Raw genomic sequence first — 13,230 nt, 5'->3', positions numbered from 1 at the left:
CACCGTTTGGAGGTAGCAATGTCCGAATTTATCCGGCCGTCCGTGTCGGTTGAGGAAATTGGCGCAAACGTCGCGCGCGTAAGTGTTGAGCCGCTTGAGCGTGGCTATGGCGATACGCTGGGCAATTCTCTTCGCCGTGTCCTGCTCTCTTCTCTTGAGGGCGTGGCAGTCGAGGCCATTCAGATTGATGGTGTTCAGCATGAGTTTACGACGGTTGATGGCGTCTATGAGGACGTCACCGATATTGTCTTAAACGTCAAGGGACTTGTGTTCCGTTCGCTTGAGAACTTTGATGAGGCTGAGGCTTCCATCACTGTTGATGGACCCAAGGTCATTACGGGCGCTGATATTGAGGTGCCTGCCGGCTTTGAGCTTGTCAATCCCGAGCAGCACATCTGCACGCTCTCTGAGGGAGCTCATCTCTCCATGAGACTGCGTATTGGCGAGGGTCGCGGTTATGTTTCTGGCGAGGATAACGAGCATGACGGTGATCCCATTGGATTTATCAGCGTCGACTCGATCTTCTCTCCGGTACGTCGCTGCGCCAAAGCGGTGGAGCCCTGCCGCGTTGGGCGTCATACCGACTACGACCGTCTGGTGCTTGAGGTAGAGACCAACGGCGCTGTAAGTCCTCGTGAGGCTGTCGTCGAAGCGGCGAACATTATCAACCAGCACATGAATGCCTTTATGGGCTTGACTGAGGTTGAAGAGCCCCTTGAGGAAGTCTCCATTTTCGCAAATGAGGACGTCCAAGATGACAGCGAGCTTGATAAGCAGGTTGAGGATTTGGACCTTTCTGTCCGCTCCTACAACTGCCTTAAGCGCGCGGGCATCCATTCGGTGCGTCAGCTCGTTGATTTCTCTGAGAACGATCTTTTGAACATCAGGAATTTCGGCGTTAAGTCCATCGAAGAAGTGAAAGAAAAGCTTGAGGCTATGGGTCTGTCCCTTAAGGCTTAACCAACGCCGCACATACGCATAGGAGAAGCTATATTATGAGGCACAATAAAAAGAGGGGCATGAAGCTGGGCACTGACGCCAGCCACACCAAGGCTATGAAGAAGAGCCTGGTGCAAGCCCTGTTTAAGAATGATCGTATCAAGACTCTTTCAGAGCGCGCCAAAGCGATTCGCCCTGAGGTTGATCGCGTTATCACATGGGCAAAGCGTGGCGATCTTCATGCGCGCCGTCTTGCCATTGCCAAGGTTGGCGACGCTGAGCTTGTCCGCGAGGTCTTTGAGAAGGCTGCCCAGGGTATGTGGGCGGATCGCCAGGGCGGGTATACCCGCATCATGAAGCTCGGTCCTCGCAAGGGAGACGCTGCTGAGGTCGTTATCATTGAGCTCGTAACCGAGCCGGTGACCGCCAAGGCTGCTCCGAAGAAAGCAAAGGCGAAGGCCACCAAGGTTGCGCCTGCCAAGGCTGAAAAAGTCGAGAAGGATGAGGAGGCCGAGAAGGCGGAGAGTGATGCTCCGGCTAAAGAGACTTCAAAGGCCGAAGAGGCTCCTGCAGACGAGAAACCTGCTGAGTAACTCGCTGATACAGCAACTTTCAGAGGCCCCGGCGTTCGCTGGGGCCTCTGTGCTATGAAGCGTGATTGCTGGCGGGCGTGATTAACGCACAGGATATGACCGCGACAAAAGGCAAAGGTGGTGACTATGATTGCGGTATCTCAGGCAGGCTTTGCCTATCCTCATACAGAAGCGGTACTAACCGATGTCTCTTGTGAGCTACATCGAGGAGAGCGCGTTGTTCTTCTCGGTGCAAACGGATCGGGCAAGACTACGCTTGCGCGACTAATGAATGCGTCTTTGTGTCCGAGTTCAGGAGAAGTGCGCGTTGACGGCACTGTTACAACGGCGCCGTCAGCGAGCATCTCTTCGCGGGTGGGCATGATTCGGCAAGATCCTCAAAATCAGCTGGTCAGCGCTGCTGTGTATGAGGAAGTTGCTTTTGGTCCGTCGAATCTTGGCCTTGCGAAGAAAGAGATTGACAGTCGCGTTGACGAGGCGCTTGCTCTGTGCGGTATTACCTGCCTGCGCCATCGCGCAACGCATGGGCTTTCCGGCGGCGAGCAGCAGCTTGTAGCGCTTGCGTCAACTCTCGCGCTGTCGCCGCGCTATCTCTTGCTTGATGAAGTCTATGCGCAACTTGATGGATACACGCGCGCCAAAATCCGCTCTCGCGTTGACGCTTTGGTCGATGAAGGCATGGGAGTGCTGGAACTTTCGCATTCCGTGGAATCGCTGTGGGGCGCCGACCGTGTAATCTGGCTCGATGGCGGATGTATCGCGTGGAGCGGCTCTCCGAACGACTTTCTTTCCAACTCCGCTTTAGCCGCTCGTGCGGGCATGTTGTCTACGGAATTCTCCCGAGTCCTGCAGAGCGCGGTTGCCAAGGGTTTTAATCTTTCCAGCAGATGCTCTCTGCCCGCTCTTGCCGCATTTATGCGCGAGAAGGGCCTTGTGGCAGAGGGACGTCGTCTGCTTTCAAACGCGCATGCAACAGCAATACCGAGCCTTAAACCGCAGGCGAAGAAGCTCGCGCTTATTGGTGCAACGGTTACCCACGACGGCATGACAGCGCTCTCCCGGTGCTCTCTTGAGGCGGAAGGTGAGCTGGTGCTTGTAGCGGGACGCTCCGGCTCCGGAAAGACTACGGCGGCTCAGGTTATAGCAGGAGTTATCCAACCACAGGAGGGAGGGGCGCTTCTTGACGGAGAAGCAGTTCGTCTGGGCAGCGTAGGTCTTGCGTTTCAGAATTCGGAAAACCAGGTTTTTGCCGATACAGTCTTTAACGATATTGCTTTCGGTCCTCAGGCCCGCGGTCTGGCGGGAGCCTCTCTTGAAAACTGCGTTTTCACTGCAGCGCAGACTGTCGATCTCGAACATGCTCTTCTGGAGCGGTCTCCCTTTGAGCTTTCCGGCGGGCAGCTGCGGCGTGTGGCGCTCGCGGGTCTTATGGCCTGCCATTTCACCTCTTTCGTGCTGGATGAGCCGACAGCCGGACTTGACGGTACTTCTCGCCAGCGTATCCGCGCCGCGGTTCGTAAACTGGCGGACGATGGCAGTCCGGTAGTGGTTATTTCGCATGACGTGGGGGAGTGGCTCGCGTTTGCCGACCGCATTGTCTTTATGGCCGATGGACATGCTGTTGCCTCGGTAAGCGCCTCTGAGGCGCAGACGAGAGAAGACCTGTATCAGGCAGCAGGTCTTGAGGCGCCGCTTTCGGTGCAGCTCCTGTCTTGTCTTACGGATGCCGAGAAAGGCGGCGTTGATGCCTATGACTAAGAACGGTCTCGGTGTCTATCGCATCGCCAACACCCCTCTTCATCAGCTTGATCCCCGTATCAAATTGCTCGCCTTGTGCGTCTGTGTGGTGGGGTCGTTTGCTGCCCGTCCGCCTTTGGGCATAGCCTGCATGACAGCGCTTTTGGCCGTAGCGCTTGCGTCGTCAAAAACCGCCCCGCTTACCGTGGTTCGCGCGCTCAAGCCTCTGACTGTGGTGCTGATAGCTTCACTTGCGGCAAATACGTTGGTAGTCGTAGGAGCTCCCGATGTGCGCCTAGGCGCGGTGGGTCTCTCGTACGCGGGAGCTCTGCGTGGAGTTTGGGCCGTTGCTCGTATGACGCTTGCACTCGGCTTCGTTCTGGTTTGCTCCGCGACAACATCGGCGACTGAGGTAAGCGCGGCGCTTACTCGTGTCTTGAAGCCACTTTCAAAGTTCGGGCTGGATGTTGACGGGTTTTCGATGATGGTCTCAATCGCTTTGCGCTTCATCCCGATTACTATGGAAGAGCTTGACCGCATCCGTACGGCGCAGCTGATCAGAAGCGGCGCGACAGCCCGGCGTACAGTTCTTTCAGAGCTCAAATCCTGGTTTTCCGTGCTGGTACCTCTGGTGGTATCGCTTTTCCGTCGGTCTGAAGAGCTCGCGCGAGCTCTGTCAGATCGAGCCTTTGGAGCGGCTCCGCGCACGAGCCTGCTTTCGGCGCCGCGCGCATGCGGCTGGATAGTGTTAGGGTTGGTGTTGGCAATTGTCGCAGCGGCTTGCATAATCTTGTAGGTGGCAGAGAAGCGAGAGGGACTAGGGAGCGGGTATGTGCAAAACGGATGAGGCTGTCGAGTGTCGCGAATCTGTCTTTTCAGCAGGTACGCTTGGAATAAAGCTTGGCTACCGCGGCGCCGCGTTTTCCGGTTTCGCCGAGCAGCCTGGAGAGCGTACCGTTGCTGGAGAGCTGCGCCGCGCCCTGGAAACGATGTTTCGACGTGAGGTTGATTTCGCCTGTGCGGGAAGGACTGACGCGGGCGTATCGGCGTTGGCGCAGTACATAAGCGTGCCTGTTTTGACAGAGGAAGCGGCAATTCCTGCCACGCGCCTCATGCGTTCGCTGAACGCGCTTACCGATGATGATATTTCCATCCGCGATCTCTATCGGGCTCCCGAGGGTTTCTCGGCACGTTTCGACGCTCTGTCACGAAGCTACCGGTATCGCGTTGCCGCGGGGCCGCGCCCGGTATTGGCGTGGGATCATGCGTGGTGGTACAGCGGCGCCCTTGACGTTTCGGCTATGAACGCTGCTGCTCAGGCACTTGTTGGCGAACATGATTTTAAGAGTTTTTGCAAGGCTGTCTCAGCCGTCGACAAACCGACGCACCGTTATGTCGAGCATATTTCGGTTGTGGAAATTGACGAGGCAGGCGAGAAAATCATCGCTTTCGACATCAAGGGAAACGCCTTTTTGCATACGATGGTGCGAACTATTGTTGGCACGCTTGTTGAGGTTGGACGCGGACATCGAGCGCAGAGCTGGGTACACGAGGTACTTCTCGCGTGCGATAGGTGCGCCGCTGGGCCAACCGCGCCGGCGAAGGGACTGACCTTTGTTGACGTTTCATATCCGCAGGGGATGTTGCAACCGTGGGAGCAATGACCACCCTTTAGGGTCTGACAAGCCAATTTCTCTTTTGCGCTGTGGCGCAATGACTCCACTCGCCGTTTTGTTGCTACCATTCGCGCGGTAAGCCTTTTCAATGGTTTTGCCTTGCCGTCAAAATGGGATAAGAACAAACATTGCGAAGATAGGGTGAGCGGGGAGCGTATATGTTGAAGAAACGCGAGAAATTTGAACGCATTGACGTGCCTCGCGACAACAATCCGTATCGCAACATTATTGGCGGCGCTGTTGTGGTTGCCGTCTGCATTGTGGTAGCCCTTGTATGTTCAACGCTTTGGAATCGGGTGCAACTTGAATCTCATTTGGGAGATCATGCGCTCCACTCGGCGCTGGCTCAGCAAAAAGTTTCATCGGACGATGTAGACGGGTATACGCGTTCGCAAGATGAGTTTACCAGCGTGCTTCTTTTGACAACAGATCAGCTGCGCGGTGACGCTCCGAATCTGCAATCAGCGTCCCTTTTGGTAGTCGATAAGACAGCCGGTAGTGGAACGCTGGTAAAGCTGCCGCTTAACACGGTGGTTACGGATGCCGCCGGAAATACCACTACCTTGGCGGAATTGTTTACTAAAGGAGGCGCTGAAGCCTGCGTTGCTCCTCTCGCCGCGGCGTCAAATATAAAAATCACCCACGTTATCCTGGCGACGCAGGACACATGGGAGCAGATTGCGAATTTGTCGGGATCAGGTGCGCAGGCGCTCGTCAATAATTCAGGCAAGCTTCTGTCGACGCTTTACACGGATATGAAACCCAGCCAGCTGTTGGAACTTGCTGAAACAGTACAACCTATTGGCATCGAAAATCTTAACCGCGTGGACATAGAGACGTCCGAGGATGAAGCAGGCACTACACTCGATCAGGTAAGCCTCGGACAAAGTGTCGGGCTCTTGGTACGCAATTAGATCTGTCCACAATTGACCTGTACGAAACTAGCCCGCGCGCAATGAGACCTGTTTGGCCGGTTTAGGCACGAGCGACGCTCCGGTTACGATGAGCGGCGACTCTTGAGCAGGCTGAGCACCGTTGCCGCGCCGCCGGTTTTCGTGCGATACCAGCCTTCACTAATCAGATACAGCATATGTGACAGTGCGTGTCTTTTTGGTACCCGCAGGCCCTGCGCTTCCGCTACCAGCACTGTTCCCGCTCTGCCAATACGCGCGTCCGAAAAGACCAAGTCAGCTCGCAGGCGATGTGTGCTTTGGGTAAGGAGCTTGTGCGCGCACACATCGATCGTCTCTGTTTTTCCGTGCACCGCGCGCTCTTCAAGAGCCTCTTTGGTAAGCAGCGCATAATTAACGCCGCGCACCGTCAGCGCTCGCAGCACACGTTCATCGGTTATGTTGCGGCGTTCAGCCTCATCCATCATGTCGTTCCAGCGCTCAAGGGGAACAAGGGGAGCACGCCTAGCAAAATCACGCGCTTCCGCGATGCCGTTTTCTCGGTAGCAATAGAATGCCTCATCAACGTAGGCAAGGCGAGCCCCCGCGCAATGAGAAGCCACAAGAAACGGGTTATCCGCCCATCCCGCACCGGGAATCTCTTTGAAACGGACTTTGTTTTCAAGGAGAAATTCTCTGCGGTAGATTGCCGACCAAATCGAGGGGTGGTGGAGCAAAAGCTCAATGCCATCGCCGATAAAAAACGGCTGGCCGGCCGGTTTGACGCGGTCCTTATAGGCGCAGGGCAGCGGACGATTACGGGAAGATTCGCGCTTTTGTGAGGCGGCACCAGGGTCGTGAGCGCCCTTCTCGCTATCAAATATCCGCCAGTATGCAGAGCGGACGATATCAACGTGTTCGTTTCCTCCGAGAGCGTCGGCCTGCGCGAGAAGCGCCTCATACATGCGCGGTTCAAGGTAGTCATCCGGCTCTACGATTGAGATCCAGTCGCCGCGGGCGGTGGCAAGACCAAGGTTGCAGGCGGCTCCATAGCCCGCGTTTGCTTTGTCGATAACGGTGATACGATTATCGTGAGCCGCGCGCGCATGAAGGATGTCGAGCGAGTTGTCCTTTGAACCATCGTTTATGCAGAGAATCTCAAGGTTCGTATAGGTCTGCGCCTGTACGCTGTCCAGACATTGCGCAAGGTACTTCTCGGCGTTGTATATAGGAACGATGATGGAAACAAGATGAGTGCTTGTCTTTGAATTGCTCATGCTGACTCCTTTTGTAGCTGTTCTATACTATACCGACAGATACATACGCACCAAACGGATTCGTCTTTTGGGGGATTATGAATCGTCCTGCCCTTGTGATAGTGACCTATAAGCGCCAGGAACTGCTGAGCGGTTTGCTGAAGTCTGTTGTGGAGCTTACGCGCGCTCCGTGGCGCATTATCGTTGTCGACAATGAACATTCCCGTCTGACCGCCGATTTGGTAGAGCGTTTTTCAGCGGAAGTGGAAAAGAAATGGGGCGCCACTAAGGACGATCCTGACGCGCGGGGAGGTACATCCCGCGTGCTGTACGTGCCAATGGCTCAAAATACCGGTGGCTCCGGCGGCTTTTCCGAGGGTGTACGGCAGGCGTACGAACTTGGCGCCGAGTGGTTTTGGGTGATGGACGATGATGTTGCCGTCGTGCCTGAAGGTCTGGAGCGTTTGGACGCGTGGTGCGACAAGGCCGACGTTATCCAAGGTCAGCGCTATGACGTCGACGGATCACCATTCTTTTGGCAGTATCGTTTCAGCACGTCAATGGGTATTTACAACCCGCTCGCTAAAGCCGGCTTTCAAGGTGTCGCGTACCGTAAGTGCAATGTCATGTGTTTTGAAGGAGCATTCTTTCGCCGCACGATCGTTGAGCAAATCGGTCTGCCGGACGCCCGCTTCTTCATTTACTGGGACGACGCTCTGTACGGATACCTTGCCAGCAAGGTGACGCAACCAATTCTCATTCCCGATTTCATACTGAGGCGTTGCCGAGAAGTACCTGGTCAAGGGATTGGCTCTGTGCGGCAGCTCAATTCCACATCCGATATGACGCGCTACTACATCACGCGCAACCGCGGCTATATGGCTCGCTATTTTCAAGAAAAGGGCGATTACAACCGTTGGATGTTTGGGTTGGGAACGTTTTTGACATTTGCGAAAGAGCTGATACGCATTGCGCTTGTCGACCGTAAACATTTCCGCTCAGGGTGGGCCAAGCTCTACCAAGGTTGGCGTGATGCGCGTGTTATCTATCGAGATCCTACATGGAAGCCCATGCCGCCACTCAAGTAGCGTTTTCCACCCGTCAGCCTCCCTTCCACCTACCCTCTCGTTCTCGAATTGTGGAGGATTTGTGAAGACGGCCTTTTCGGGTCTTTCGAAGGTGGGTAGAGACTATAGTTATTCCCCGCGCGACGCTGACAGACCTACTAAAAGCGCAGCGCAGCGAACCTTGAAAACCGGATACTGAGATCGTAAAAGATCGACAAAGACAGACTAGCGAAATAATCGAATGTGAATGCAAATTCACGCCAATTCTTATATATTTCAGCGAATCCGAGATCAGCGTGATCTAAGCGAGGATTTATACTCACCTCTTTTAACCTCTACAGGCACATGTGTCTGTATCAGTTTGAATGGAGAGTTCGATCCTGGCTCAGGATGAACGCTGGCGGCGCGCCTAACACATGCAAGTCGAACGATTAAAGCACCTTTTAGGTGTGTATAAAGTGGCGAACGGCTGAGTAACACGTGGGCAACCTGCCCTCCTCTTGGGGATAGCCTCGGGAAACCGAGGATAATACCCGATACTTCACTTGAGCCGCATGACTCAAGTGAGAAAGCTTTTGCGGAGAAGGATGGGCCCGCGGCCTGTTAGCTTGTTGGTGGGGTAGAGGCCTACCAAGGCAATGATGGGTAGCTGGGTTGAGAGACCGACCAGCCAGATTGGGACTGAGACACGGCCCAGACTCCTACGGGAGGCAGCAGTGGGGAATCTTGCACAATGGGCGAAAGCCTGATGCAGCGACGCCGCGTGCGGGATGAAGGCCTTCGGGTTGTAAACCGCTTTCAGCAGGGACGAGGCGTAAGTGACGGTACCTGCAGAAGAAGCCCCGGCTAACTACGTGCCAGCAGCCGCGGTAATACGTAGGGGGCAAGCGTTATCCGGATTCATTGGGCGTAAAGCGCTCGTAGGCGGTCTGTTAGGTCGGGAGTTAAATCCGGAGGCTCAACCTCCGTCCGCTCCCGATACCGGCAGACTTGAGTTTGGTAGGGGAAGGTGGAATTCCTAGTGTAGCGGTGGAATGCGCAGATATTAGGAAGAACACCAGTGGCGAAGGCGGCCTTCTGGGCCATAACTGACGCTGAGGAGCGAAAGCTAGGGGAGCAAACAGGATTAGATACCCTGGTAGTCCTAGCTGTAAACGATGGACACTAGGTGTGGGGGAGCCTTTCCTCCGTGCCGCAGCTAACGCATTAAGTGTCCCGCCTGGGGAGTACGGCCGCAAGGCTAAAACTCAAAGGAATTGACGGGGACCCGCACAAGCAGCGGAGCATGTGGTTTAATTCGAAGCAACGCGAAGAACCTTACCAGGGCTTGACATATAGGTGAAGCGGCGGAAACGTCGTGGCCGAAAGGAGCCTATACAGGTGGTGCATGGCTGTCGTCAGCTCGTGTCGTGAGATGTTAGGTTAAGTCCTGCAACGAGCGCAACCCTCGTCGTATATTGCCAGCGGGTAAGCCGGGCACCTATACGAGACCGCCGGCGTCAAGCCGGAGGAAGGTGGGGACGACGTCAAGTCATCATGCCCCTTATGTCCTGGGCTACACACGTGCTACAATGGCCGGCACAATGAGCTGCCAACCCGCAAGGGTGAGCGAATCTCGAAAGCCGGCCCCAGTTCGGATTGGAGGCTGCAACCCGCCTCCATGAAGTCGGAGTTGCTAGTAATCGCGGATCAGCACGCCGCGGTGAATGCGTTCCCGGGTCTTGTACACACCGCCCGTCACACCACCCGAGTCGATTGCACCCGAAGTCGTCAGCCTAACCGTTTGGAGGGAGACGCCGAAGGTGTGGTTGGTAAGGGGGGTGAAGTCGTAACAAGGTAGCCGTACCGGAAGGTGCGGCTGGATCACCTCCTTTCTAGGGAGATACCCTCATCTAGATTGATTTACTTTATTTGAGTACCCTCGCAATGTATCAACACTGAAATCTTTGTCCGCATATGCGTCAGTATCCGGTCTCGAGGGTTCGCCCTCGCGTACCTTGAGAGCTGCATAGTGTGATTAATTCGATTTTCTTCAAGAAGATCGCATCTGTAGATACTTTTGCCGTATCGGCAAAAGTGCAATCAAGTATGTTCAAACCATTAAAAAGAAGATGGTAAGGGCAAACGGTGGATGCCTTGGCACAAGAAGCCGATGAAGGACGTGATAAGCTGCGATAAGCCACGGTAAGGTGCACATAACCTGTGACCCGTGGATGTCCGAATGGGTAAACCCACTAGATTTAATCGTCTAGTACTTCTCGCTGAATATATAGGCGAAGAGGAGGTAACCGGGGGAACTGAAACATCTCAGTACCCCGAGGAAGAGAAATCAAACGAGATTCCCCAAGTAGTGGCGAGCGAACGGGGATATAGGACAAACCGGAAGTTGCGCAAGCGCTTTCGGGGTTGTAGGACCACACACTACAGAAGTTACAAAACATCGTGGAAGCAAAACGGCATGGAAAGGCCGGCCGAAGAGGGTTAAAGCCCCGTACGCGAATCTGCGATGTCTTCTCGTGTGGCACCTGAGTACTGCCGGACACGTGAAACCCGGTGGGAATCTGGGGGGTCCACCCTCCAATCCTAAATACTCTCTTGTGACCGATAGTGAACCAGTACCGTGAGGGAAAGGTGAAAAGTACCCCGATGAGGGGAGTGAAATAGTACCTGAAACCGTTTGCCTACAAGCAGTCGGAGCAGACTTTTGTCTGTGACGGCGTGCCTTTTGTAGAATGAGCCAGCGAGTTACGATATGTGGCAAGGTTAAGCTAGAAAGCGAGCCGCAGCGAAAGCGAGTCTGAATAGGGCGCGTGAGTCGCATGTCGTAGACGCGAAGCCAGGTGAGCTATCCATGAGCAGGCTGAAGCGGGGGTAAGACCCCGTGGAGGGCCGAACCCACTTAGGTTGAAAACTGAGGGGATGACTTGTGGATAGGAGTGAAAGGCCTATCAAACCTGGAGATATCTCGTTCTCCCCGAAATAGCTTTAGGGCTAGCCTCGGATGTTTACCCGTGGGGGTAGAGCACTGAATAGTTGCGGGGGCTTCACCGCCTACCAAGATTAATCAAACTCCGAATACCATAGGGTCTAAATCCGGGAGTCAGAATATGTGGGCTAAGCTGTGTATTCGAAAGGGAAACAGCCCAGACCGCCCGCTAAGGTCCCAAAATCAATGCTAAGTGGCAAAGGATGTGCGTTTGCTCAGACAACCAGGATGTTGGCTTAGAAGCAGCCATTCATTTAAAGAGTGCGTAATAGCTCACTGGTCGAGTGGACATGCGCCGACAATATACGGGGCTAAGCATTGTACCGAAGCGGCGGACTTGCACGTATGTGTGAGTGGTAGGGGAGCTTTCTTATATGGGTTGAAGCCGTGGGATAACCCACAGTGGACTTATAAGAAGTGAGAATGCTGGCATGAGTAACGAAAGACGAGTAAAAAACTCGTCCGCCGTACACCTAAGGGTTCCTGGGCAAGGCTAATCCTCCCAGGGTTAGGCGGGAGCTAAGGCGAGGCCGGAAGGCGTAGTCGATGCACAACAGGTAGATATTCCTGTCCCTCCATATAGGCGCTATACCGATGGGGTGACGAAGAAGGGTAGCTCGGCGGGGTTCTGGACGTCCCCGTGATGACACGTAGGTTGAGAAGTTGTAAAATGCGCTTCTCGTGAGCTGAGGTGTTGGACGAAGCAATTGAGTGAAGTGAGTGAGCCCATACTTCCAAGAAAAACCTCTAGGGAGTCTGTTGGAGCCCGTACCAAAACCGACACAGGTAGGTGGGTAGAGCATACCAAGGCGATCGGGAGAACTATGGTTAAGGAACTCGGCAAAATTGCCCCGTAACTTCGGGAGAAGGGGTGCCGGTTTGGGTGATAAGACACGCTCTTTGAGCCTCGGCCGGTCACAGTAAATAGGTCCAAGCGACTGTTTATCAAAAACACAGGACTCTGCTGAAGTCGTAAGACGACGTATAGGGTCTGACGCCTGCCCGGTGCTGGAAGGTCACGAGGAGTTGTTAGCGTATGCGAAGCAGCGAATCTAAGCCCCAGTAAACGGCGGCCGTAACTATAACGGTCCTAAGGTAGCGAAATTCCTTGTCGGGTAAGTTCCGACCTGCACGAAAGGCGTAACGATTTGGACGCTGTCTCAACCATAGACCCGGTGAAATTGCACTAGTCGTGAAGATGCGACTTACCCGCAGAAGGACGGAGAGACCCCGTGAACCTTTACTGCAGCTTGACATTGGCTGCCGGTTCGTCGTGTAGAGGATAGGTGGGAGACTTTGAACCAGGGACGCCAGTTTCTGGGGAGTCACCCTTGGAATACCACCCTCGACGTTTCGGCATCCTAACCTGCGACCGTTATCCGGCGTGGGGACCGTGTCAGGTGGGTAGTTTGACTGGGGCGGTCGCCTCCTAAAATGTAACGGAGGCGCACGTAAGGTCTGCTCAGAATGGTCGGCAACCATTCTTTTGAGTGCAAGAGCATAAGCAGGCTTGACTGCGAGGCCTACAAGCCGAGCAGATGGGAAACCAGGTTCTAGTGATCCGGCGGCTCAGAGTGGTATGGCCGTCGCTCAACGGATAAAAGGTACTCCGGGGATAACAGGCTGATCTTCCCCAAGAGTCCACATCGACGGGAAGGTTTGGCACCTCGATGTCGGCTCATCGCATCCTGGGGCTGGAGCAGGTCCCAAGGGTATGGCTGTTCGCCATTTAAAGCGGTACGCGAGCTGGGTTCAGAACGTCGTGAGACAGTTCGGTCCCTATCCTCTGTGGGCGTAGGAAAATTGAGGGAGGCTGCCCCTAGTACGAGAGGACCGGGGTGGACGGACCTCCGGTGTACGGGTTGTCAACCAATGGCAGAGCCCGGTAGCTGAGTCCGGTTGGGATAACCGCTGAAAGCATCTAAGCGGGAAGCCCATCCCAAGATGAGTTTTCCTTTCGGTAAGACCCCTTGTAGACTACGAGGTTGATAGGTTGCAGATGTACGTGCGGCAACGCATTTAGTCGAGCAATACTAATCGGTCGAGCTCTTCTTTTCAAACATACTTCTATCCAAAGCGATCCTTC

8 protein-coding genes and 2 rRNA genes are annotated in these 13,230 nt (G+C 54.7%); 9 read left to right on the top strand and 1 reads right to left on the bottom strand.

Annotated features, from left to right (window positions below; all coding sequences use genetic code 11):
• Positions 1–18 precede the first annotated feature (18 nt).
• The 6 genes from QM016_RS02835 to QM016_RS02810 all read left to right on the top strand — a co-directional run bounded on the left by QM016_RS02835 (position 19) and on the right by QM016_RS02810 (position 5,859).
• Positions 19–960: a DNA-directed RNA polymerase subunit alpha gene (locus tag QM016_RS02835; RefSeq protein ID WP_016477817.1), complete on the top strand. Its 942-nt coding sequence runs from the start codon at positions 19–21 to the stop codon at positions 958–960.
• A 35-nt stretch (positions 961–995) separates the two neighbouring features.
• Positions 996–1,532 (top strand): 50S ribosomal protein L17, encoded by a 537-nt coding sequence (gene rplQ / locus QM016_RS02830; RefSeq protein WP_016477816.1) that lies wholly within the window; start codon positions 996–998, stop codon positions 1,530–1,532.
• Positions 1,533–1,658: 126 nt separating this feature from the next.
• Positions 1,659–3,290, top strand: coding sequence for an ABC transporter ATP-binding protein (locus QM016_RS02825; protein ID WP_282710109.1), 1,632 nt, complete (start codon positions 1,659–1,661; stop codon positions 3,288–3,290).
• On the top strand, positions 3,277–4,065 hold the full coding sequence (locus QM016_RS02820) for an energy-coupling factor transporter transmembrane component T (RefSeq protein WP_016477814.1): 789 nt from the start codon (positions 3,277–3,279) through the stop codon (positions 4,063–4,065). Before QM016_RS02825 ends, QM016_RS02820 begins: the two co-directional genes overlap by 14 nt.
• A 34-nt stretch (positions 4,066–4,099) precedes the next feature.
• Positions 4,100–4,933 (top strand): tRNA pseudouridine(38-40) synthase TruA, encoded by an 834-nt coding sequence (gene truA, locus QM016_RS02815; protein WP_016477813.1) that lies wholly within the window; start codon positions 4,100–4,102, stop codon positions 4,931–4,933.
• A 170-nt stretch (positions 4,934–5,103) separates the two neighbouring features.
• On the top strand, positions 5,104–5,859 hold the full coding sequence (locus QM016_RS02810) for a hypothetical protein (protein ID WP_016477812.1): 756 nt from the start codon (positions 5,104–5,106) through the stop codon (positions 5,857–5,859).
• A gap of 83 nt (positions 5,860–5,942) precedes the next feature.
• Here QM016_RS02810 and QM016_RS02805 read toward each other — a convergent pair whose 3' ends face one another.
• Positions 5,943–7,112, bottom strand: coding sequence for a glycosyltransferase (locus tag QM016_RS02805; RefSeq protein ID WP_016477811.1), 1,170 nt, complete (start codon positions 7,110–7,112; stop codon positions 5,943–5,945).
• Between the two features lie 77 nt (positions 7,113–7,189).
• On the opposite strand from QM016_RS02805, the gene QM016_RS02800 reads away from it, so the two are divergent.
• From QM016_RS02800 to QM016_RS02790, 3 genes are all read left to right on the top strand, one after another.
• The gene (locus QM016_RS02800) at positions 7,190–8,179 is read left to right on the top strand and encodes a glycosyltransferase (protein WP_016477810.1); all 990 of its coding nucleotides are present in this window, start codon (positions 7,190–7,192) and stop codon (positions 8,177–8,179) included.
• 341 nt (positions 8,180–8,520) lie between these two features.
• Positions 8,521–10,032 (top strand): 16S ribosomal RNA (locus QM016_RS02795).
• 230 nt (positions 10,033–10,262) lie between these two features.
• Positions 10,263–13,201: ribosomal RNA gene (locus QM016_RS02790) — 23S ribosomal RNA — on the top strand.
• The 16S and 23S rRNA genes sit together here, the layout of an rRNA operon.
• Positions 13,202–13,230: the final 29 nt, after the last annotated feature.

It is taken from the genome of Lancefieldella sp. Marseille-Q7238, from assembly GCF_949152215.1.
Taxonomy (GTDB): domain Bacteria; phylum Actinomycetota; class Coriobacteriia; order Coriobacteriales; family Atopobiaceae; genus Lancefieldella.
Note: the sequence above shows the minus strand (reverse complement) of the source record. Positions and strands in the feature narration are given on the sequence as shown.

Bases quoted from the DNA above. Each gene is read 5' to 3' on its own strand.
- QM016_RS02825 (WP_282710109.1), top strand. From the start codon at position 1,659: ATGATTGCGGTATCTCAGGCAGGCTTTGCCTATCCTCATACAGAAGCG.
- QM016_RS02805 (WP_016477811.1), bottom strand. From the start codon at position 7,112: ATGAGCAATTCAAAGACAAGCACTCATCTTGTTTCCATCATCGTTCCT.
- truA (WP_016477813.1), top strand. From the start codon at position 4,100: ATGTGCAAAACGGATGAGGCTGTCGAGTGTCGCGAATCTGTCTTTTCA.
- QM016_RS02820 (WP_016477814.1), top strand. From the start codon at position 3,277: ATGCCTATGACTAAGAACGGTCTCGGTGTCTATCGCATCGCCAACACC.
- rplQ (WP_016477816.1), top strand. From the start codon at position 996: ATGAGGCACAATAAAAAGAGGGGCATGAAGCTGGGCACTGACGCCAGC.
- QM016_RS02800 (WP_016477810.1), top strand. From the start codon at position 7,190: ATGAATCGTCCTGCCCTTGTGATAGTGACCTATAAGCGCCAGGAACTG.
- QM016_RS02810 (WP_016477812.1), top strand. From the start codon at position 5,104: ATGTTGAAGAAACGCGAGAAATTTGAACGCATTGACGTGCCTCGCGAC.
- QM016_RS02835 (WP_016477817.1), top strand. From the start codon at position 19: ATGTCCGAATTTATCCGGCCGTCCGTGTCGGTTGAGGAAATTGGCGCA.